This is a genomic window from Alkalimonas cellulosilytica (assembly GCF_036325985.1).
Taxonomy (GTDB): domain Bacteria; phylum Pseudomonadota; class Gammaproteobacteria; order Enterobacterales; family Alteromonadaceae; genus Alkalimonas; species Alkalimonas cellulosilytica.
Genome location: NZ_JAUHLI010000010.1, coordinates 134,565 through 156,529, shown reverse-complemented (window position 1 = coordinate 156,529; position 21,965 = coordinate 134,565). Strand labels below are relative to the sequence as shown.

Sequence of the window (21,965 nt, the reverse complement as noted above, 5' to 3'; positions counted from 1 at the left end):
CACATGAATAACTTATTTGAGGATTTAGGAGCTCTATACAAAGCCTTACTGGACGCTGCAGCTGATGCCATTATAGTTATTGACGTGAATGGCAGAATGCTTAATTTTTCCAATTCGGCTGAACAGCTATTTCAATACGACAAGCGAGAGTGTTTAGGGAAAAATGTAAGTATGTTAATGCCCGAACCTGATCGTAGCTTGCATGATAACTATTTGCACAATTATCAGACAACCGGCCATGCAAAAATTATTGGACTTGGTCGTGATGTTCGGGGATTAAAAAAAGATGGCACTGTTTTTCCAATGCATTTATCTGTTGGCAAAGCAAGAATTAAGGATCACACCTACTACATCGGTATTTGCCATGATTTATCCGAATACAAAAAAACACTGTCTGAGAAGCTTCATATTGAATCACTACAGAATGCGTTATTTGATGCTGCGGTCGATGGTATTATCACTATAGATGATAAGGGCATTATATTAAGCTTTAATCAGGCATCAGAAGCATTATTTGGTTATACACGGGAAGAAGCTGTAGGACAGAACGTAAAGATACTCATGCCCTCTCCTTATCAGGATGCGCATGATCAATACCTTAAAAACTACTTAACGACCAATAAAGCGCAAATAGTTGGCATTGGCAGGGATGTGCCTGGCCTTCGAAAAGATGGCTCTATCTTTCCCATGCGACTATCGGTTGGGAAAGCTCAGAGTGAATATGGCAAGCAATTTATTGGTGTATGTCATGACTTAACCGATTATCAAAATGCTTTAATAGAGTTAGCAAAAGCCGAGCAGCGTTACAAAAGCATTGTTGAGTGTCAGGGACAAATTATTTGCCGCTTGGATCCTGAGTTCAAACTTACTTTCGCAAACCAGTCCTTTCAACGTATTTTTGAGTGCTCAGAGCAAGAAGTGCTTGGCATGCACTTCATCAACTTCATTCCTGGTGATAAACAAGATATGCAGCAAGTACTGCTAGAAGTCATGTCTAGCAAAAGCAATGCTCAATTACATTGCAAAACTCTCATGATTCGTAAAAGTGGTAATTTTAATATTGAATGGTGGTTTACCAAAGTTCCCAGCGATACCGGTATCGAAGAAATTCAAGGCTTTGGAGTTGATATTTCGGAAAAAGAAGAAGCGATAAGGGAAGCTGCTTTTCTTAAGAACCATGATGCGCTCACTGGTATGCTGAACTCAGACGCATTTATTAGCAGCTTACACAACTGGATGAATGATAGCTGTTATGCGATTTTTTACACCGACAGCAATCATTTTGGCTTGATCAATAATCGATTTGGTTTCGATATCGGCGACAAAATGTTGATTGAAGCATCAAGGCGTTTGAAAAAGTGCATTAAAAAACCCGCTCTATTTTGCCGACCGGGAGCTGATGAGTTTATAGCTGCTGTTGAAATCTCAAATATTCAAGAGGCCTCTGAGCTTGCTGAATGTCTATTGGATTGTTTAGCAAAACCCTACTTTTTTGAGCATGATGAAATTCGTGTGAGTGGCAAGATTGGTGTAGCGATTTATCCTAACAATTCAACGGATATTATCAGTGTTATTCGTCAGGCAGAATCTGTGTTACCTAGGGCCAAAGCCAGCCAAAACAATATTGCTTTTTATGATCCTAACCATCATTCAGCGATGCAGCGACAACTAGACGTAGAACAGCGTCTGCGTATTGCCTTAGAGCAGCAATTATTGCAGGTATTTTTACAACCTAAAGTCAGCCTTGATAGCGGAATTGCAGTTGGATACGAAGCTTTATTGCGCTGGGCAGATCCGGTATTAGGCTTTGTTTCTCCCGTTGAATTTATCAAAGTTGCAGAATGCATGGGACTTGCCACGTCAATCGATCGTTATGTATTACGAACGGTTTTTAAAAACTTAAAACGCTCCTCAGAGGTGAATGCAACGGTTTTGCCTATTGCTGTCAATATCACCTCAAGTCATTTTGGCGAGCCCTCGCTGGTGGATTATATTATTGATTTATCGGACTCTATGGCGGTGCCGCTAGAGCTTATCGATTTAGAAGTAACGGAAGGAGTGTTGCTTGATATGGGGGAGCAAGTCCAAAAAAACCTCAAAAAACTGAGGGAGCGAGGTGTAAAGGTATCCATCGATGATTTTGGTACTGGCTACTCATCATTAAGCTATATCCGAAAACTAGCTGTTGATGCTATCAAAATTGATAAAAGCTTTGTAGATGACATGCAGAATGAAACTGGGTGTCAGCTTGTCGCTGCGATTGTAGCCATTGCTAATGCTGTTAACCTTGATGTTATTGCAGAAGGTATTGAGCACCAAGAGCAACGGGATACGTTGCTCAACCTCGGTTGTCGTCTGGGACAAGGTTTTCTTTATGCTAAACCTGAGTTCATTGAGACGGTTTTATTTAATAACGACTGAGTCAGAAGCTAAAAGTGTGGATTCATCTCCCGGTTTTTTTAGAGAGTGGCGACTATGTTGGTCTGGCATTTGATGGCACGCTGGACTCAATTACTTCCGATTTCTGGCCAATACCCGCACTATATAGCTTGATGTGCATTTTATGCTGTGGCAAATGGATGTAGTGGATCAGGCGCACAATCTGCTGCGTGAGATGGGAGTGCCCGTTTGTTTATCTGTGCAGCCCTAACCGTCAAAAGTTTAGTATCAAAAGCACTACTGTAGCTCTGCATGCTGCAGTCGTTCTGTACTAAAATTGTTCGTTGAGCCCTGCCAGCCAGAGTTTCAGCAGGCCATTGAGTTGCTGCTGTTGCTCTGTGCTGAGATCGCCCATCAGCGATTGCTGCAGTGCGATATGATCTGGCAGTACTTTTTCAATCAGATTTTTGCCACTGTCGGTCAGGCTGACATGCACCACCCGGCGGTCTTCGGTGCAGTGGCGGCGGGCGATCAGCTGGCGTTGTTCCAGTTTGTCCAGCCGGCTGCTCATAGCACCCGAGCTAAGCAGCATGCTCTGATGCAACTGGCTGGGCGACAACGAATAAGGCTCACCAGCGCGCAGTAAGGTGGCCAGCACATCAAACTCCCCCTGCTTTAAATCATGCTGGTCGTAACAGTGCAAAAAGGCCAGTTCCAGTGTTTTGTTGAGGCGAGCAAAACGGCCCAGCAACTGCATGGCCAGCAACTCATCTTTTATCCCATGGCGCTGCCATTCGGCAGTGATGCGATCCAAATCATCTGTAATCACGGTATTGGTAAGGCTTTTAGCGGCAATGGATGCTTTACAGCTTAACGAAAAATCGGCACAATAAAAATATCTTTATATAAAGATACTTTTCAAAAAGATTTTAGGGGTGCCAACGGGCATGATAACCGCACTGCAGAAAAAACAAGGCTGGTACCTGGTTGCCATTGTGCTGGTGGCACTGAATTTGCGACCGGCACTGGCGGCGATAGGGCCGCTGCTGCAGGGGATCCAGACCGATTTACTGCTGAGTTTTAGCGCCGCTTCGCTGCTGACCACTCTGCCGGTGCTTGCCATGGGGTTGTTGAGCTTTGTTGGCTTCCGGCTGGCTGCTCCGCTCGGGCTGGAGCGCACCATTGGAGTGGCTTTGTTACTGCTGGCCGCGGCAACGCTGCTGCGTTTCTGGTCCCCTTCTGCCAGCCTGCTGATTGCCACCGCCTTGCTGGCTGGTATTGCCATTGCCTTGATCCAGACTCTGATGCCCGCCATCATCAAAGCCCGTTTTGCCGGAAAAGCACCTTTTATGATGGGGCTTTATGTCACTGCCATTATGGCGGGTGCTGCTATTGCCGCCATCAGTACGCCACTGCTGGCTGACAGTCTGAGTTGGCGTCATAGCTTGGGACACTGGGGCTGGCTGGTGTTGCTGGCCTTGCTGCTTTGGCTGTGGGCGATGCGGCCATCCACTGAACCGGCCTGTGGCCAGCCGGCACCGCCTGCATTTGCCTGGTGGCGCAAAGCACGCAGCTGGCAGCTGGCGGTTTTCTTTGCGTTGGGCACCAGTTGTTATGTCTCGGTATTGGCCTGGCTGGCACCTTATGCGCTGGAGCTAGGCTACAGTGCCCGGCAGGCCGGCTTGCTGCTGGGCTTTTTAACGGCTTGTGAAGTGGTAGCGGGTTTGCTGTTTCCCTGGTGGGCAGCGCAACGGGCTGATCGCCGGCCGGTGATCGCGGTGCTCTGTGTGTTGCAGCTGGTTGGCTTCAGTGCGCTGGCTCTGATGCCTGAGACGGCTCTGTTGCTATGGGTTGCTTTTATCGGCCTTGGCATTGGGGGCATTTTCCCACTGGCGATGATTATTACCATGGATCATATCGATCATCCGGTACAGGCCGGCCGCTTAACGGCTTTTGTACAAGGAGTGGGCTACATCATTGCAGCCTTTTCGCCCTGGTTGGCCGGGATGCTGCGTGACTGGCTGCAAAGCTTTACCCTGGCCTGGCTGGCTTTGGCTGCTACCAGCGTGCTGGCGCTCTGGCTGGGTGCCCGATTCAGTGTTGCCAGCTATCAGCAGCATTATGCGCCTGCTGAGGTTGGTGCCTGATCTAAAATCCAGCCCGGCCAGTGAGGTTGAACCGGGCTGTATGGTGTGAAACCCTGCTTAGTCTGCTTTGGCGTCCAGCTGCATCCGGGTTTCAATGGCAATGCCTTGCGCTTCGATATCCAAACTCATATCCAACTGGTAGGGTGTCTCTTTCAAAGCCTCAAACTCGGGTGGTAATTCTGCGCCTGTGGCGGCCATCGCATCAGCCATGGCAGTGAACAGGCGGGCATAGTTCATGCCAAAGTGCAGCAAGCCATTTTGGCGCAGGCTGGTGCCTGCCAGGGTTTTGGCCTGGTGGCTGGCTTGCTCGCCCTGATAAATCAGCGCGTGATCTTGGGTCAGCATCAGTTTGGGCGCCATGCCAAATTGAGCGGCTAGCGGAAAGAGCTCATTCAGTTCTACTTCCTCGCCCTGCGCCGGGAAAGTGATATCAGCCAGCGGCGGATAAAACATCAGCAGGCTTTGCAGCAGGCTGTGGGCATTGTCGGCCGACAGGCTGAACAGCGCATCTACATCAGCAGGCATGCCGCTGGCCGGGTCCATCTGGATATCATTCACAGTGAAAGAGGCGCCTTTTACCGAGCCGGCCATACCGGCCATGGCCAGAGCTGCCAGTGGATTGCTTGCTTTCATAGCGGTTTGCAGTTCAACCAATGGAGCGCACTGCAGGCTGGCATTGCTGGTAGCGGCCCATAACTCCCCAACGGCGGGCAGCAATTGGCCAATATTGAGGCCAAGGCCTAGTTGCAGCAGGCTGTTGCTGGTTGGCTGTTGTACGTGCGGTGCAATAAAGCCACGCAGTTTGTCGAGGGATGCCATGGCAGCTTTATCGCTGCTGGCGATCAACATCCGGCTGCTCATGGGCTGCTTATTGAGCTGGTTATCAAAATAAATGCCTGGCCAGTTGGCGGCAATAGCGGCGGTATCGGCCTGACAGGCGGTTGTGTGCCAGTCGGCCATGATGGCAGTAAGATCATCTCCTAACAGGGCATGCAGATCGCGAGCCAGGCGATTATGGTTGCTGCTGGTGATGGCTTTCATCACCTGGGCGCTGCTGAGCATGCCAAAGCTGGCTTCATTCAATTGGTAGCGCTTGGCCAGCGGTGCTACCGCACTTTGCCAGTTCAGTGCATCGGTTGGCTTGCGAATGGCCAGAGCTTCGGCGTGATGGGCCGGATCAAAGCCAGATGAGGTCAGCACCAGCGTGCCCCAACCATCACGGCTGGTCACCAGTAAGTCCAGGCTGTGGCCATTGAATGGAAACAGGGTGTAACGGCGATAGGCTACGCCATCCAGCTCTTCGGCTTGATGCCAAAGCTGGCTTTGCTGTTCTACCCGGTCGAAAAAACGCCAGAACGCTTGCTCATCGGCTAACTGAACCCGGCTGACCGGGGATAAGCCAACCAGATAAAACAAGCTGCGAAAGTCATGGCCGATGCCGGTGAGCTCAGTCAGTTGCTCTGGCTGATTCATGATTTGCAGATAACTTTCCAGCAAGGCAGCAAGGAAGTGGCCGCTGTTATTTTCCGAGGTGCTCAGCATGCTGGTGAGCATATCCAGGGTTTGCTGCGTATTTTGTGGATACAGATGCATCTGCTGCAGGTAACGAACCAGATCAAAAGGTTCCAGTTGAACGGTGAGCAGGGCTGTGTCTGCCGGAATATAGCTTAGCTGCTCTGAGGCTTGTTCCACGCCATTGGCAGACAGCTTAATATAAGCAAAAACTGCAGCAGCCAGCAAGGCCGCAGCGATAAGAAGGGTACGCATGGTGTCTCCTGAATTATGCCGTGGCACCACCTCGTCCTTGGGGTGTGAAGCAGTACCGATTAATGTTACATTTGTAAGCGGAGTATGATAGCTTTAGTTTTGATTTGGTGCAATTGATTGTGTGTGTGAAGCGGCTTCACAATAGCGTGAAACCGCTTGGTTTGAGCCGTTAATGACTGATGGTGCAGAACCATTCATTATGGTTTTTAGCTTAGCCAGCATAGCTTGGTGCTGTTGTATCATGTGCCGCAAAAGTGTTTAAGAAACTCATCGTGCTCAGGTAGTTTCTTTGCATTTTCGACAAAAATAGTTTTCAGATAGCCAAGCAGTTCTTGCAATTGCTCTATGGTTAAAGCATTAACAATAGGGTGATAATCTTCAGGGACTAGACCCTGGCCAAGCATAACCTGGATCCAGGCAATGGGTGAAAACAGCTCATCCTGTTCGCGATAGACTTTACCCGTTGCTTTAAACAAATCCATTTTTTTGGCTAAACGCTCAGGGATTTCCATTTGCTGGCAGTCTCGCCAGAACTTGCTGTCGGTTCTTTGCGTAAGTTTGTAATGCAAGATAATAAAATCACGAATATGCTCAAACTCCAGTTGTGACTGGCGGTTAAACTCGGCAACCTCCTCCGGCTTGATCCCCTGGTGAGGGAAGTTTTTCACCAAACGAATGATGCCTGATTGGATCAGATGAATGCTAGTAGACTCCAATGGTTCAAGAAATCCGCTAGATAAGCCAATACTGACAACATTTCGGTTCCATTGCTTCAGACGTCGTCCCGTCCTGAATGTAATCAACCTGGGTTCAGCCAGAGGCGGTGCATCTAAGCTTGCTAATAAATGCGCTTTGGCATCGTCTTCTGACCAATACTTACTGGAAAAAACCAAGCCATTACCGGTGCGGTGTTGTAATGGAATTCGCCATTGCCAGCCAGCCTGATGGGCAATAGAGCGGGTATATGGCACGACATGGTCAACTCTATCAGTAGGGACAGCCCAGGCTCTGTCGCATGGTAACCAGTGGCTCCAGTCTTCGTAGCCGGTATTGAGTGTTTTTTCAATCAACAAGGCATGCATACCGCTGCAATCAATAAAAAGATCGCCTGTAAGTGTTGCGCCATCTTGCAAAATAAGTTGGCTCACATGCCCGGTTATTGGGTCTGTTTCCACTTGGTCGATGCGCCCCTCCGTGCGTACGACGCCTAATTTCTCACAATGTCGCCGTAAAAACTTGGCGTACAGGGAGGCATCAAAATGATAAGCGTAAACCAGCCCCTGTAGGTTCACATTGGGAATCGCATCAAGCTTGTTAAAGCGATTTCGTTTTGCTGCCTGATAGTTAAGCGAGTAATCCCAGAAATCCCCACTCAAACCTTGTTGTTGTGCTTTCAGCCAGAAGTGGTGGAAAGTGCAAAATGGATAATCTTTGCCAAAGCTTCCAAAGGCATGCATATAGCTATCACCTTGCTGCCCCCAGTTTTCAAATTGAATACCCAGTTTGATACTGCCGTGGGTTTCTTTCAGAAATTCGGCCTCATCAATGCCAAGACCTTCATTAAAGTGAATTACGGGTGGAATGGTTGCTTCACCGACACCAACGATGCCAATTTCTTCGGATTCAATCAGTGTGATCTTGATGGACTTCCCAAGCATCTTGACCAGTAGTGCTGCACTAATCCAGCCCGCTGTCCCGCCCCCGACAATCACAACTTCTTTTACTGCTTGTTGTTCATTCATGTTTTACACCATAAGAAAGCCCCTAAGATAAAGCCTATCTTAGGGGCTTGATTTTCACCAGTTACAATCCCTTAGAATTGATAGGAGAAGCCTAACAAGTAGGTTCTGCCATAGTCTTGGTAATCACGAATCGCACCACTGCCATGACGGGTAGTAAATGGCTGGTTGCTTAGGTTCTGGCCTTGCAGGAATACGCTTAGGCCATCTAACTTCGTAAAGCCGGCTGCACCAAAATCATAACCGATTTGTGCATCCCAAATGGTTTCACCGTCAATATCTACTTGCGCTGTCTCAAAGCCGATATTGTAGATGTCGCCTTTAAAGTCAGAGCGCTTGCGCATAGAAACCCGCGCAGAAAAACCTTCTTTATCATAATAAAAGGTAAACGTCTGAATTTTATCGGATAAACCAGGCAGCTCGAAATCATTGCCATTTGGATCCTGAATGTCGGAGGTGATTTTCGTATGGCTGGCAAAAATACCGAAACCTTCCAGGCTTGAATGCACGATACTTAATGGAATCGAAGCCGATAATTCCAAGCCAGACAAGCTGCCAGAGCCTCCATTGACCTGACCACTGGCAATAGCCTGCTTGTTGACCGGAGTAGAGCCATCAGGCGCAGTGATGTCATCGAACTCAAAGCGAGTTGAACCACCAAAAATCCAGTCTTTCAGCTCTTTGTGGAATACAGTGACGGCAAAATAGCCTTCTGGGTGAAAGTAGTTTTCATAGCCTAAATCCAAACCAACCGCTGTTTTAGGTTCCAGTGTTGGGTTGCCGCCACCAACACTCCAGGCAGCTTCGGATGTTGCATTTTGATTGTACGAAATGCTCATGGATGCATTCATATCATCCAGTCTAGGGCGAGACATTGTTTTTGCTGCACCAAAACGAATACTTTGCTGATCATCCAGGGCTAACTTCAGGTTCAAACTGGGCAGTAAGATGTTGAAGTCATGCGATACGTCTGTTGGGACAGACTGTACGATGCCATCCACGACATAGTTACCAAAGCCCTGCGAGTCTTGTTTGGTTTGCACATAACGTAAACCTACATTACCTGAAAGCGCAAAATCAGCAATTTCAGTATCCAGGTTGGCTTGTGCAAAAATAGCGGTGACTTGTTCATTGACTGTCCAGGAGCGTGCCAGGTGGCTTGGATCATTCAAGCTTTCAGGGGTTAAGTTATAAAAGCCGTCACGAACTAAACCACGTGAGTCATAAGCAATCATATTACCGAAGCCTAAAAAGCTTAAATCGGTGAAACCAAGTCGATACTGCTCTGGCACTGGTGCTAATGCGCCGGGGTAACTGGTTAAAGTTAAGTAATAACCTTCAGAGCGCTTGGTTTTAGAGCGATCTTTGTACGAGATACCATAATCAAGGCTGCTGATAGGGCCGGCATTATCCAGCGCATGATTTGCAGCTAGACGCAAGGTTGTCAAATCGCCATCAATTTCTGGTGTATTGATAAAGCCATCCTGAGCATCTCCAGGAATTGTTACGCCGTTGCCCCAACTTAATGGTGCACCTAGTAAGATAAGGTTCCAGTCTGAATAATCTAAGGTTGGAGTAAATATTGCGCCAGTGCCATCTGGATCAAGCACGTAGTCGATGGTATCTGTTGCGCCTACACCATCCCCACGGCCAGTGCCAGAGTAGTTTTCCATGCTCCAGATCTGGCGCTTCACTGTGGACCTGCTGATATCAAAATCCAGAGTAATGTAGTCAGTCAGATCGTAATTGGCATTAAACCCAAAAGCTTTTAGTGTGGCATCACGAACTTCATAGTCGTTACGCACAACCGCGCGGTTGGTGATGGTGCCCTGAGAAACAACCCCGTCGCTTACTTCACGGATCAAGGTATTTCCACCAGCCCAAACCCCTGGTACTTCAATACCACGGAGTATTTTTTCATCTGAAAAGTCGACATAAAGTGCATCGGCAGTCAACTTTAAGCGGTCATTAGGTAGGTACTCAACCACGGCCAGGATGGAGTCACGACGTAAGGTCGAAGAGCGGGCAAAAGGTTTGGCACCGCCAAGGATGACGAAGTCATTACTTAACTCAAAGTCACCGGCGTCAATGCCCGCACCCCACTCAACAGATTGTTGAGCGCCATCGTATCCCCAGGCATTCCAGCGCTTTTCCTGGTTTGGTGATTTCATTGTGGTAGCCGCAATTGCTACACCAAGGGTATTATCAGCAAATTGGTCGATGTACGCAAAAGTGCCGCGCATACCGGCATTATTGCCATCCGGGTTTAGCTTGCCAAAGCTGGTTCGCTCATACTGGCCATTGACCTGCACTACCCGCTCATCTCGGCTCAGTGGGCTGACCGTTCGCAAATCAATGACACCAGCAATTCCTTCGGCTTCAAGCCGGGCATCAGGTGTCTTATAGACCACTACCTGACTCATGATTTCGGAAGGGTATAAATCGAATTCAACGCCACGGTTATCACTAATGGATACCTGTTCCCGACCATTAAAGGTAGTGGCACTTTCATTTTCACCAAAACCACGGATTGTAATTCGGCTGGCACGACCGTCTAACCGTTGCGCCGCTAAGCCTGGCATCCGAGCCAGGGATTCAGCGATGCTGGAGTCAGGCAATTTACCAATGTCTTCAGCCGAAATTGCTTCGACAAAGGAGCTGTTAAACATCTTCAGATTTTGAGATTCTTGCAAACTGCGACGGAAGCCTCGCACCGAGATTACTTCTACAGAATCTTCTTCTGCTGCCGCTTCGGTATCGCTTTCCAGCGCGTAAGCGCCAAAATGGCTAATGCCGACGGTGGCCATCGCCATGGTCAGCAGACTGAGTTTAAACTTGTTCATGCCCTTTATCCCCGTGTTGGTTTTTATATGCTTCTGCTTTTTCAGCAGCAGCTAATCCTGTCGTCTTGCTATTTATTAAACTTATTCGGGTGCAACAACAACATGAATACGTATTCATAGTGGCACTTCTGCACAGAAGTGGGGCTGTTTTTTAGCAGGTTGACCCCATTTGGTGCGCCTGTTTGATTTTTAATCGTTGATTTGGCTGGTTTTTTGCTTATTCAGCAAAAAGGTGTGTCTGGAAGTCAGTGTTTTTACTGGTTTTTTGCCTATCCGCCAATGCATACGTATGCAGTGCATTCCTTTCCGCAGCTGCGCTGTTTATGCTTGGCTCAGTGATTTATTTTGATGATGCCAGCCATGTTCGCTGGCTGCCAGCTAGCTGCTTTCCGGCAACAGGTGCACTATGGAATTACAACAACGTTTGGCCGAACTGGCCGGGGTACAGGATCATTACATCAATGCCCACGGCCAGCCTGAGACCATTTCCCGGCAGGTGGTTGCAGGAGTGTTGCTGGCGATGGGTTATGATTTAAGCACAGAACAAAGCATCGCCGCCCATATTCAGCAGCTGGAAGCTGAGCACTGGCGTCATTATCTGCCACCAGTGACGGTAGCGCAGCAGCATACGCCCTTGCAGGTTCGTTTGCAGCAGCCCAAAGCCAGCGCTCAAAGCCACTGGCGTTGGCAGGTGGATACCGAGCATGGCCTGCAATTGCAGGGCGAACTGGAATTGCATCAGGGCGATATCGTGGAGCAAGCCGACCTGGCCGATGGTGCCTGGCTGGCGTTTCATCTGCACATTCCGGTCGAATTGGAAACCGGTTACCACCAGCTCACGTTAACTGCCGGTCAAAACCAATTGACGCAGCGTCTGATCATCACGCCATCGCGCTGTTTTCAGCTGCAGGATAAAGCGGTGTTTCGCAAAACCGCCGGCCCGGCCATTCAGTTGTATGCACTGAATACCGAACACAACTGGGGCATTGGCGACTTTGGTGACCTGATCCGGCTGGCGCCAGAGTTTGCGGCCGCAGGCTGTGATTTTATTGGCTTAAACCCACTGCACGCGCTTTATCCGGCCCTGCCCCAGGATTGCAGCCCGTACAGCCCGAACAGCCGTTTGTGGCTAAACAGCCTCTATGCCGATTTAACGCTGGAGCCCGAGTACCTGGCTGATGCGGTGCAGCAGGCAGTACAAAGCGCTGACTTTAAAAAGCAGCTGCAGCAGTGCCGCCAGGCCGCCGATGTGGATTATGCCACCGTCAGCCGGCTGAAACAGCGCATTATCGGTTTGATGTTTGCGTATTTTCAGCAGCAGGAGCTGCAGGCAGCAACCCCCAGAGCCAAAGCCTTTCAGCGTTTTGTCGAAGACGGTGGCGATAGCCTGTATCAACTGGTGGTGTACAAGGTATTGCAGCAGCAAATGTTTGCCAAAGACTGGCAGATGGCCAGTTGGCAGCAATTCCCGGCCGAGTATCAGTGGCCGCATAGCCCGGCAGTGCAGCAGTTTGCTGTGCAGCATCAGGACGCGATTCAGCAGCAGTTGTATGCCCAGTGGCTGGCCTACCGTCAGTTGGCTGCCGCCCAGCAAGCCTGTCTGCAGGCCGGTATGGCCATTGGTTTGTACCGCGACCTGGCGGTGGGCACCAACCGCAGCAGCGCCGAGACCTGGGCGGAGCCGGAAAACTACTTTCTCAAGCTGAGTGTCGGCGCACCAGCCGATATTATGGCACCCAAAGGCCAGGACTGGGGCTTGCCGCCTTACAATCCGGTGGTGCTAAAAAGCAAAGCCTACCAGCCCTTTATTGATTTGCTGCAGGCGAATATGCAGCATGCCGGTGCTCTGCGCATTGACCATGTGATGGCCTTGCTGCGATTGTGGTGTACGCCGGTGGGCAAAAGTGCCACCGAGGGCGCCTATGTCCGTTTTCCGGCGGATGATTTATTTGCCATCCTGGCATTGGAAAGCCAGCGCAATCACTGTGTGGTGATTGGCGAAGACTTGGGCACAGTACCGGCGGAAATCAGCCGTTTGCTGGAGCAGTATCAGGTGCTGTCGTACCGGGTGTTTTTGTTGGAGCAAAAAGACAGCAGTTACCAGCACAGCGATGCCACCTACCCGGAGCGCTCGATGGCGACGGTCACCACCCACGATATGCCAACTATGGTGGGCTACTGGCAGGAACACGACTTGGCGCTGCGCCACCGGCTGGATTTGTACCCCAGCGCAGAGGTGGCTGAGCAGTTGCACCAGTTGCGCGAGCAAGAAAAGCAGATCCTGCGTCATCAGTTTGATTTGCCAGAGGGTGACTATGCAGCCTTGATCCGTCACAGTCACCGTTTTGTGGCCGCTACGCCGGCTAAGCTAATGGCCTTTCAGTTGGAAGACTTGGTGCTGGTGGATACACCGGTCAATGTGCCGGGTACCAGTACCGAGTACCCGAACTGGCAGCGCCGTTTGCCACAGCCCGCCGAGCAGCTGCTAAAGCGCACCGATGTGCAGCAACTGCTGGCTGAGATTAAGGCGGCCCGGGGCAACTGATGCTCAAAAAATACTCTGGTTCATCGGGTATAAGTTTCAATCAAATGCCGGCGTTGTTGCTCTGATTGTTGCCAATTGAAATTGTGACAGTTCAGATTACTGCTATGGTTGAGTAGCTTGCCAAGCGGATTGTAAAACCAGTGATACCATGCGATAGCCTGCTGCCCTTGGTGAGACAGGCAGGCCAGGAGCAGCTCGGCATAGTCGTTGGCACTGGCTTGAGGTAAGAACAGTGGATTGAGTGCCCGCATCATCAGATGCTCCATGCGCGTGCTACCTGTACTTGTGAATTCTTGCTGCCACATCTCATGCATAATATTGGTACCAAACAACCACTCGCCGGCATACACTCGCTTTGCATTGAGCTCGGCTTCACGAAAAGGGACAAGCCAGCCTTCAGGGAGTAAAGCAGCTTGCTGCTCGACAGAGATTGATTGCATCATCATCTGGCCAAAGGCAAAGTGCCTTTGCACTGCAGTCTGGCTAATCATCGCACTCAGCAAAAGCTGGTTATTCGCTATCACTAAACGCCAGAATTTCAGATCATCATCCAATAATTGCCGGGCTGTGGCTAAGTCATCCTGCTGCAGCGCTTGCCAGGCCAACAGCAACTGCAAACGCTGGGCATTGAGCAGTGGCTGATAAGAAGGCAAATTATCAGGTTGCGCAGGGACAGGTTCTTGCCAATAGCTAAACTGTTGCAGTTGCCGATAAAAATCCAGTAAAGCTTGATGCTGCCCGATCAGCGTGGGCACTTGATCATGGGCTGCGGTTACCACTTGCAGGCAGTCGCCTTGTTCACACTGCCGAAAAAGTGTCTGCAAGTCTGTGGATACGGTTAGGTGCCTTTGGTTGCCGTGTTTCAGCAAATATTGGTAGCCATTGTCGGTAGCATCGATGTGCGTTGTGTGCTGCAAGCTGGCTTCTAAGGTTAAAGCAGCATTGGATGGCGCTTGATCCTGCCAGTTGATGGCCACTAATAGTCCATAGAGGCTGAGTACCAGCAGCAAGATGCCGAGAGTAAGCCATAACAAAGCTTTGGTCAGCTTACGCAGCAGCCCCATTTTTTTACCTTATAAACATTTAAAAGACACAGAAATGACAGCCTACGGCTTTTAGTAAGGTGAAGCAAATAAAAAAACCAGCCTCATCAGGGGCTGGTTTTTGTCGAGTTAGCTATCCGCTTAGTCGGTTTTGCGCGGCTCGGCGTTTTTAACAAACTCATCCAGCCAGTTCACGGTCTCCCACAGCATATGCAGCACCGATTCGCGGGCGCGGTAGCCGTGCGACTCCAGCGGCAGCATCACCAGCCGTGTAGTGCCACCGTTGCCTTTAATGGCCTGGTACAAACGCTCGCTCTGCATCGGGAAGGTGCCGGAGTTGTTGTCTTCAGCGCCGTGGATCAGCAGCAGTGGCGTTTTGATTTTCTCGGCATGAAAGAATGGCGACATCCGGATGTAGAGATCGGTATCGTCCCACAGAGTGCGCTGCTCACGTTGAAAACCAAAGGGTGTTAAGCTGCGGTTGTAGGCACCACTGCGGGCAATGCCGGCGCGGAACAGGTCGGAATGCGCCAGTACATTGGCGGTCATAAAGGCACCGTAGGAGTGACCGCCCAGCGCGACCCGCTCCGGATCGGTTACACCACGGCTGACGCCGGCTTCAATCGCCGCTTTGGAGTTCATCACCAGCTGTTCGATAAAGCTGTCGTTCGGCTCGTTATCACCTTCCCCAACGATGGGCATGGTGGCGCTATCCAGCACCGCATAGCCTTGGGTTGCCAAAAACTGTGGGTTCCAGTAACTGATACGATTAAAGCGATGGGGCGAGCCACTGACCTGGCCGGCCGCGGCACTGCTGCGAAACTCGCGTGGGTAAGCCCAGATAATGGTTGGTAGTGGGCCATCGCGCTCTTTGTCGTAACCAGCCGGTAGCAGCAAGGTGGCAGACATCGGCACACCATCTTCGCGCTGATAATGGATCATTTCCCGGCTGATACCAAGCGTATGCGGCATTGGGTGCGGGGTTTGGGTGACTGCCGTCAGTGCACCGTTTTGCAAGTCACGCAGGTAAAAGTCCGGCGGCGTGTCGATGCTTTCCCGCTGGGTCAGCAAACGGCCATCGGCGCGCAGCGTGATGGGGTACTCATAATAAGGGGCTTCGGAGCGCCATAGCCGCTCGGTTTCGCCACTGTGCAGCTGCATTCGATCGATAAATGGCCGATCGCCGTCATCAGAAGCTCCGGCACCGGTTAACAAAATGGCGCCATCATCCAGTCGCAGTACCCGGTTGCCATTGGCATCCAGGCGGGTGAGCGGCGTGCCCGGATCGCCGTAGCGGTCTTCGTACGAGCGCTGCCACAGCAGTTTGGGTTCGGTATCGGTCAGCAACCAGAGCTTTTCCTGCCGATCCTGCCACCAACGCTCCCACACCAGACTGGTGCCATCTTCTGCGCTCAGCATGCTGGCAAAACGGTACTGCATATCGAGCAAAGGTGTCGGCTCGGCCGTAAAAGGCGCAGCCAGCTGCAGCAGCTGATCTCGTGTGTCAGCGGCCTGGCGTGGATCGCCACCGTCCTGAGCCTGGGCCCAGACCAGGGTAGCGGGCTGATCGCTGCGCCACTGAATGGCGCGGCGGCTGTCGACCACGGCATCAAAGGCAATCGGCAGATTGTCGGCCAGTGGCTGCTGTTCCACGGTGTAGAGCAATTCACCACGGCGGTTCAGTACTTCACTGGTGCGGCCAAAACGAAACATCGGCACCGCATAGGAATAGGGCTCGGTTAAGCGGGTAGTCAACAGATGCTGATTGTCCGGTGCCAGCGAAAAACCTAAATAAGGCTTGGCCTCGGTAATCACCTGGATACGGTTGTTCAGACCAACCCGTACCAACTGGCTAGCCATGTAATGATTAAACAGCGCTTCATCGTGGCTGTTTTGTAGTAAGTCCTGATAAGTACGGGCCGGCGCTGTACGACCACGCACTTCGGTCACCACCGGACCTGCCGGTACCGCCGGGGCGGCTGGCTCTGCGCCACGTTTAGGGTCGACAGCCAGCAGATACACCGCCTGGCTATCAGCAGACCATTGCAGCTCGCCACCGCGGATGGCGTTGACTTTGACCTTTGACCAGCGCTCAGCGCGGCCGCGCTCAACATCGACCCGCCACAAGGCGGTGTGATCCTGCTCCAGTTGCAGCAAAGCCAGATAGCGGCTATCCGGTGACCAGGTCGCCGACAGCACCCGCAGATTGCGCGGCAGGCCACGGATTGATTTGGCTTGCTGGTTATCCAACTCAATCAGTTGCACACCGGATAAATAGCGTGGCTGCGATGGGCCCTGATTGCGTGGATTAAAGCGCATACCGGCCAGCCGGTACTCGGGTTCTGCCAAGTCTGCCAGCGACGGCAGTGCCGGGCGCTCCAGCGACAGCAACCAGCGACCATCCGGGCTTAAACTAGCAGCCGGCGGTGGCGGCGCATCCACAATGGCGGTGATTTCGGCCGCTGGCTCCATATAGCCAACATCAACGGCTTCGGCCCAAAGGGGTTGGCTGAGAGTAATAACCAGCCCCAGCAAAAAGAGAGATAGTGTTTTCATTTGACGTCCCTGGACAGAGTGATTCCTTTTTTGTAACAAATAATATGAGCAGTGGCGAGCCGGAGACGTTGATTGGTGTCGAATTCAGGATGAAACGATCTGAGTTTGCTGTACAAGCAGTAAACAACTGTGTATCAAGTTAAGTTTTTGTTCACTTTGGACCGGTTAGGATGCTGCTGTTCCAACCCAACCAAGAATAAAAAATGCCGACGATATCGCCGGCATTTTTTATATCAACCACAGAGTGGCTTACCAGATTTTCACCCGCACTGCTTCCTCACGGTACATGCCATCGCCTGGCTGCACATCAAAGGCCTGGTAAAATTCCGGCATATTGGACAGTGGCCCCAGTACCCGGTATTTGCCTGGTGAGTGAGGCCCGGTAATCACTTGCTGGCGCAGAGCTTCATCACGGAACTTGATGCGCCAGATCTGGCCCCAGCCAATAAAGAAACGTTGCGAGCCGGTAAAGCCGTCAATCACCGGAGCTGGCTGGCCTTGCAGTGAGTTTTGGTAAGCGCGGTAACCGACCGTTAGGCCACCCAGATCGGCGATGTTTTCACCCAGTCCTAATGCACCTTGCAGATGCAGATCGTCAATCGGGTTAAAGGCGTTGAACTGATCAATCATTAGCTGTGCCCGCTCGCGGAACTGACGCTCGTCTTCTTCAGTCCACCAGTCACGCAGGTTGCCCTCACCATCAGAGCGTCGGCCCTGATCATCAAAGCCATGGGTAATTTCATGGCCAATCACAGCGCCAATAGCACCGTAATTCAATGCATCGTCGGCATTCACATCAAAGAATGGCGGTTGCAAAATGGCTGCCGGAAAGACAATTTCATTCATGGTCGAGCTGTAATAAGCATTGACGGTTTGTGGCGTCATGCCCCACTCATCGCGGTTCACCGGCTGGCCTAAGCGGCCAATCATGCGCTCGTACTCGCATTCAGCACTGCGCCGGGCATTGCCCATCAGATCATTGGCGGCAATGGTGACACAATCGTAATCACGCCAGACATCCGGGTAGCCAATTTTGGTGTTAAAGCTGGCCAGCTTGGCCTGAGCTTCAGCCTTGGTGGCATCACTCATCCACTCCAGCTCATCAATAGCCTGGCTAAAGGCCACCATAAAGTTTTTCACCAGCTCGTCCATCCGAGCTTTGGCTTCCGGCTGGAAGTGACGCTCGACATACTTTTTGCCGACCAAAAAGCCCAGCATCCGCTCGGTGGTTTGCACGGCCCGCTTTTCGCGGCTGCGCTGCTCTTGCTGGCCACTTAATACCCGGCCATAGAAATCAAAGCTGGCTTCATCAAACGCGGCTGGCAGCATTGAAGCGCTGCTGCGCAGTAGATGAAAGCGCAGGTATTTTTGCCAGTCCGCCAGGGCAATCCCTTGTTGCAAAGTGGCAAAATCGCTAAAAAAGCTGGGCTGACGGATCACCAGTGCATCAATATCACCCAGCTGGGCAGCATTTAGCATCGTTGCCCAGTCAAAGCCTGGTGCACTTGCCGCCAGCTCTGCCGGGGTCATTTTGTTGTAAGTGGCATTGCGATCGCGGTTTTGAATGCGGCTCCACTGGGCTTCGGCCAGCTGGCGCTCAATTGCCACTATAGTTTCAGCGGCTTGCTCGCCGCCAGACCAGCCTGCCAGCTGCCAAAAGCGCTGGATCAGGTTTTGGTATTCCTGCAAAATTTGCAGCGAACGTTCATCATCTTTCAGGTAATAGTCGCGATCCGGCAGGCCCAGGCCGGATTGGCTGGCAGCGGTAATGTATTGATCGGACTGGCGCTGATCCTGGCTGACAAACAGCGCTACCGGCACACCACTCCGGATGCTTTGCCATTCCCCCCAGAGTGTCGCCAGTTCGCTATGGCTTTGCAGCGAGTCAATCCGGGTTAAATCCTGTTGCAGTGGCGTCAGGCCCAATGCTTCGATGGTGTCGGTATCCAGAAATGAGCGAAACAGGTCGGCAATCTTCTGCGCATCACTGTTTTTAGCATGCTGCTCTGCTGCCAACTCATGGATAATGGCCAGCACATGCTGCTCAGAGACTTCCCGCAGCTCATCAAAGCTACCCCAGCGGGCACGATCGGCTGGAATTTCAGTGCGCTCCAGCCACTTGCCGTTAACATAACGGAAGAAGTTTTGCTGTGGCGCCACGCTGGTGTCCATGTTGTGCAGTTCGATGCCCGAGCTTAGGGCTGGTTGCTGCTGGCTGGACGATGTCTGCTGGGATGGCGCTTCGCCGCTGCAACCTGTGAGTGCCAGGCTAACCGCCAGCGCTACCGAGCTGAGTAAAGATTTGGTCATAACGCGTTTCCTGTAGTTGTTTTGGATCATAGTTGTGTTGGATCTTTTGTCGTTGTTTTAGGTTTGTCTATTTTACTTGGTACCACTTGATGACGATCAGCGCATCCTCAGACCAGTGTATAAAGTTCAGCCTCTGTGTAAAGCCGGACGCGCTCTTCGCCGTGCCGCGAGCGGTTAATCGCAGTTTATGGCAGCTGAACCAACCTAAAAAGCTTGTACTGGGCTGATTTTTTCGTCAGGATCGACGCTCTTTTTCACCAGTTTGATGGAGTCATTGCATGGAAACGGTTTGGTTGTCGTTGTCGGGTGTCCCTTATTTTCTGCTGTATTTTGCGCTGGCCGCACTGTTGCTGCTGTGTTTTGCCCGCATTTACAGCTGGGTGACGCCACATCACGAATTTGACTTGATCCGCGCCAACAACAGCGCCGCGGCAGTCGCCTTTGGTGGCGCGCTGATAGGCTTTTCCATTCCGCTGGCCAGTGCCATTACCCATTCGATGTCGCTGCTTGATTGCGCCATCTGGGGTGGCGTTGCCCTGGTAGTGCAGGTGCTGACCTTCTTTGTGGTGAAGCTGACCTTGAAGCAATTGCCGGCTCGTATTCAGCAAGGCGAACTGGCCGCTGGTATTTTCTCTGCCGCGTGTTCCATTGCGGTGGGGATGCTGAACTCTGCCAGCATGAGCTATTGATTCGAACCGCCCGGAGGAGTTTTCATGAAACGCAGTAAAAAAGCCGCGCTGGTCTTGATGGCACCAGCCGCCACTCTGCTGTTGGCTGGCTGTGGCGAGCAGCAGCAGGAAGTGCATGTGTTCCATAACGCGGAAGAGTGCGCCGCTTTTTATCATCCACCAGCAGAGTGCCAGGCCGAATTTGAACGTGCCACGGCGCTGCATACCCAGGTGGCGCCGCGCTATCAGAATCAACTTGAATGCGAAGCCGATTTTGGTGCTGGCCAGTGTGAAACCGCCCCTGAGCGTCATCAAAGCGGCAGCTTCTTTATGCCAATGATGATGGGCTATATGGCGGGCCAAATGATGAATCGCGGCAACCTGGCTGGTGGTCAGGCACAGCCACTGCAGCAAAGCGCTGCCAGCAATCGCTCTGCAGTACCCACCCAGCCGTTGTACAAGTCGCGCGATGATCGCTCCACCTTTCGTACCGCAACCAATCAGGCGGTGGCCAGCCAACCGGGTGTAGCCAGAGTAAGGCCTTCGGCGGTGCAGCCGCAGCGGGCGCAACTGGTGCGCCGAGGTGGTTTTGGCCAACAAGCTGCGGTGCGCCAGCAAGCAGCCAGGCAACAAGCCAATCGCCAGCGTAGTTATGGCAGTTAAGCGGAAATGAAGCGAGCACGATGAAGCGAGTCAAGAGTACGCCCCGCCCGGGCTGGCAGGCCTATGCCGAAAGTCTGGGTTTTAAATTTCATACCATCGATGGCGAGCCCTATTGGGATGAAAGCGCCTACTATCAGTTCAGTCTGCGCCAGATTGAACAGGATCTGGAAGATGTAACCGAAGAGCTGCATGCGATGGCGCTCGATCTGGTGCCGGATATTCTGGCAGATGAACAAAAGCTGGATCAACTGGCTATTCCAGAAGATTACCGCGATGCCTTGGCCGAATCCTGGCAGCGTGGCGATCCACATCTCTATGGCCGGATGGATCTGGTGTACGACGGCAGCGGCCCGGCCAAATTGCTGGAGCTGAACTACGATACGCCGACCTCTTTGTACGAAACCGGCTTTTTTCAGTGGGTTTGGCTGGAAGATCAATTAATGCGCGGCGAGCTGCCGGCTGGTGCCGATCAGTTTAATTCACTGCAGGACAAACTGGAGCAGGCCTTTGCCAACCTGGCGCTGCCACAGCCGTTTCATTTTACCAGTGTGCGCGAAAGTATCGAAGACAAAGGTACCGTCGATTACCTACTGGATATCGCCACCCAAAGTGGCGTCGATGGCCGCTACATCGCGCTGGAAGACATCGGTAGCCTGGATGGGCAGTACTACGATCTGCAGGACGAGCCCATTACCGGTTTGTTCAAGCTCTACCCCTGGGAATTTATGCTGGAAGAAGCCTTTGCTGAGCAGGTAAAAACCTCTCAGACCATCTGGCTGGAACCACTGTGGAAGCTGCTCTTGTCCAACAAAGGCATTCTGCCGTTGTTGTGGCAAAAACACCCGGGCCATCCTAACTTACTGGAAAGTCATTTTGATAGCGGCAAAGCACTGGAGAAAGGCTGGCTGCGCAAGCCGCTGTTCTCGCGTGAAGGGGCCAATATCGAATTGGTGACTGCCGATGGCAAACGCCTAAGCGAACCCGGCCCTTATCAGGATGCGCCCTTTATCCGCCAACGGCTGCAGCCTTTGCCAAGCTTTGACGGCAATTACACCTTAATCGGTAGCTGGGTGGTCGGCGACAGCGCAGCCGGCATCGGCATCCGCGAAGACAACAGCCTGATCACCAAAGACAGCTCGCGTTTTTTGCCGCATATTATTTTGGATTAGCGGTATGGATTTACGTGATAAATAAAAACCAGATCAATACAAACCGGTTTGATGTCCAATCGCAGTGCTTTGGCTGGTGTTTCCTGCTATAAGTGCTGCTTATTCGCTTGCTGGCGTGTTTTCCTGGACTTGATAG

Annotated in this window: 13 protein-coding genes; 6 read left to right on the top strand and 7 right to left on the bottom strand. The window is 51.6% G+C overall.

The window, feature by feature from the left end:
* Positions 1–3 precede the first annotated feature (3 nt).
* On the top strand, positions 4–2,421 hold the full coding sequence (locus QWY20_RS11585) for a PAS domain S-box protein (protein ID WP_330129174.1): 2,418 nt from the start codon (positions 4–6) through the stop codon (positions 2,419–2,421).
* Positions 2,422–2,710: 289 nt separating this feature from the next.
* Here QWY20_RS11585 and QWY20_RS11580 read toward each other — a convergent pair whose 3' ends face one another.
* Entirely contained in the window at positions 2,711–3,208 is a 498-nt protein-coding gene (locus tag QWY20_RS11580; RefSeq protein WP_330129173.1) for a MarR family winged helix-turn-helix transcriptional regulator, read from the bottom strand.
* A 118-nt stretch (positions 3,209–3,326) separates the two neighbouring features.
* Here QWY20_RS11580 and QWY20_RS11575 point away from each other — a divergent pair, with 118 nt between their 5' ends.
* A complete protein-coding gene (locus tag QWY20_RS11575) occupies positions 3,327–4,526 on the top strand; it encodes a cyanate transporter (RefSeq protein ID WP_330129172.1) in 1,200 nt (399 codons plus the stop codon).
* 57 nt (positions 4,527–4,583) lie between these two features.
* On the opposite strand, the gene QWY20_RS11570 is transcribed toward QWY20_RS11575, so the two are convergent.
* The 3 genes from QWY20_RS11570 to QWY20_RS11560 all read right to left on the bottom strand — a co-directional run bounded on the left by QWY20_RS11570 (position 4,584) and on the right by QWY20_RS11560 (position 10,875).
* Entirely contained in the window at positions 4,584–6,293 is a 1,710-nt protein-coding gene (locus QWY20_RS11570) for a hypothetical protein (protein WP_330129171.1), read from the bottom strand.
* A 239-nt stretch (positions 6,294–6,532) separates the two neighbouring features.
* Complete coding sequence (locus tag QWY20_RS11565; RefSeq protein WP_330129170.1) at positions 6,533–8,035, bottom strand: tryptophan halogenase family protein; 1,503 nt, start codon at positions 8,033–8,035, stop codon at positions 6,533–6,535.
* 71 nt (positions 8,036–8,106) lie between these two features.
* The gene (locus QWY20_RS11560) at positions 8,107–10,875 is read right to left on the bottom strand and encodes a TonB-dependent receptor (protein WP_330129169.1); all 2,769 of its coding nucleotides are present in this window, start codon (positions 10,873–10,875) and stop codon (positions 8,107–8,109) included.
* A 406-nt stretch (positions 10,876–11,281) separates the two neighbouring features.
* Here QWY20_RS11560 and malQ point away from each other — a divergent pair, with 406 nt between their 5' ends.
* Positions 11,282–13,420, top strand: coding sequence for a 4-alpha-glucanotransferase (gene malQ / locus QWY20_RS11555; RefSeq protein ID WP_330129168.1), 2,139 nt, complete (start codon positions 11,282–11,284; stop codon positions 13,418–13,420).
* A 20-nt stretch (positions 13,421–13,440) separates the two neighbouring features.
* Here the strand turns inward: malQ and QWY20_RS11550 are convergent, their stop codons facing one another.
* From QWY20_RS11550 to QWY20_RS11540, 3 genes are all read right to left on the bottom strand, one after another.
* Positions 13,441–14,484: a hypothetical protein gene (locus QWY20_RS11550; protein WP_330129167.1), complete on the bottom strand. Its 1,044-nt coding sequence runs from the start codon at positions 14,482–14,484 to the stop codon at positions 13,441–13,443.
* 120 nt (positions 14,485–14,604) lie between these two features.
* The gene (locus QWY20_RS11545) at positions 14,605–17,019 is read right to left on the bottom strand and encodes an alpha/beta hydrolase family protein (protein WP_330129166.1); all 2,415 of its coding nucleotides are present in this window, start codon (positions 17,017–17,019) and stop codon (positions 14,605–14,607) included.
* A 249-nt stretch (positions 17,020–17,268) separates the two neighbouring features.
* Positions 17,269–19,329 (bottom strand): M13 family metallopeptidase, encoded by a 2,061-nt coding sequence (locus QWY20_RS11540; RefSeq protein ID WP_330129165.1) that lies wholly within the window; start codon positions 19,327–19,329, stop codon positions 17,269–17,271.
* Positions 19,330–19,607: 278 nt separating this feature from the next.
* On the opposite strand from QWY20_RS11540, the gene QWY20_RS11535 reads away from it, so the two are divergent.
* From QWY20_RS11535 to QWY20_RS11525, 3 genes are read left to right on the top strand one after another with little or no spacing between them, the layout of a single operon-like run.
* On the top strand, positions 19,608–20,018 hold the full coding sequence (locus tag QWY20_RS11535; RefSeq protein ID WP_330129164.1) for a DUF350 domain-containing protein: 411 nt from the start codon (positions 19,608–19,610) through the stop codon (positions 20,016–20,018).
* Positions 20,019–20,042: 24 nt separating this feature from the next.
* Positions 20,043–20,660, top strand: a complete 618-nt coding sequence (locus QWY20_RS11530; RefSeq protein WP_330129163.1) for a DUF1190 domain-containing protein — start codon at positions 20,043–20,045, stop codon at positions 20,658–20,660.
* Between the two features lie 20 nt (positions 20,661–20,680).
* Positions 20,681–21,829: a glutathionylspermidine synthase family protein gene (locus QWY20_RS11525; protein ID WP_330129162.1), complete on the top strand. Its 1,149-nt coding sequence runs from the start codon at positions 20,681–20,683 to the stop codon at positions 21,827–21,829.
* The last annotated feature ends 136 nt before the right edge of the window (positions 21,830–21,965 follow it).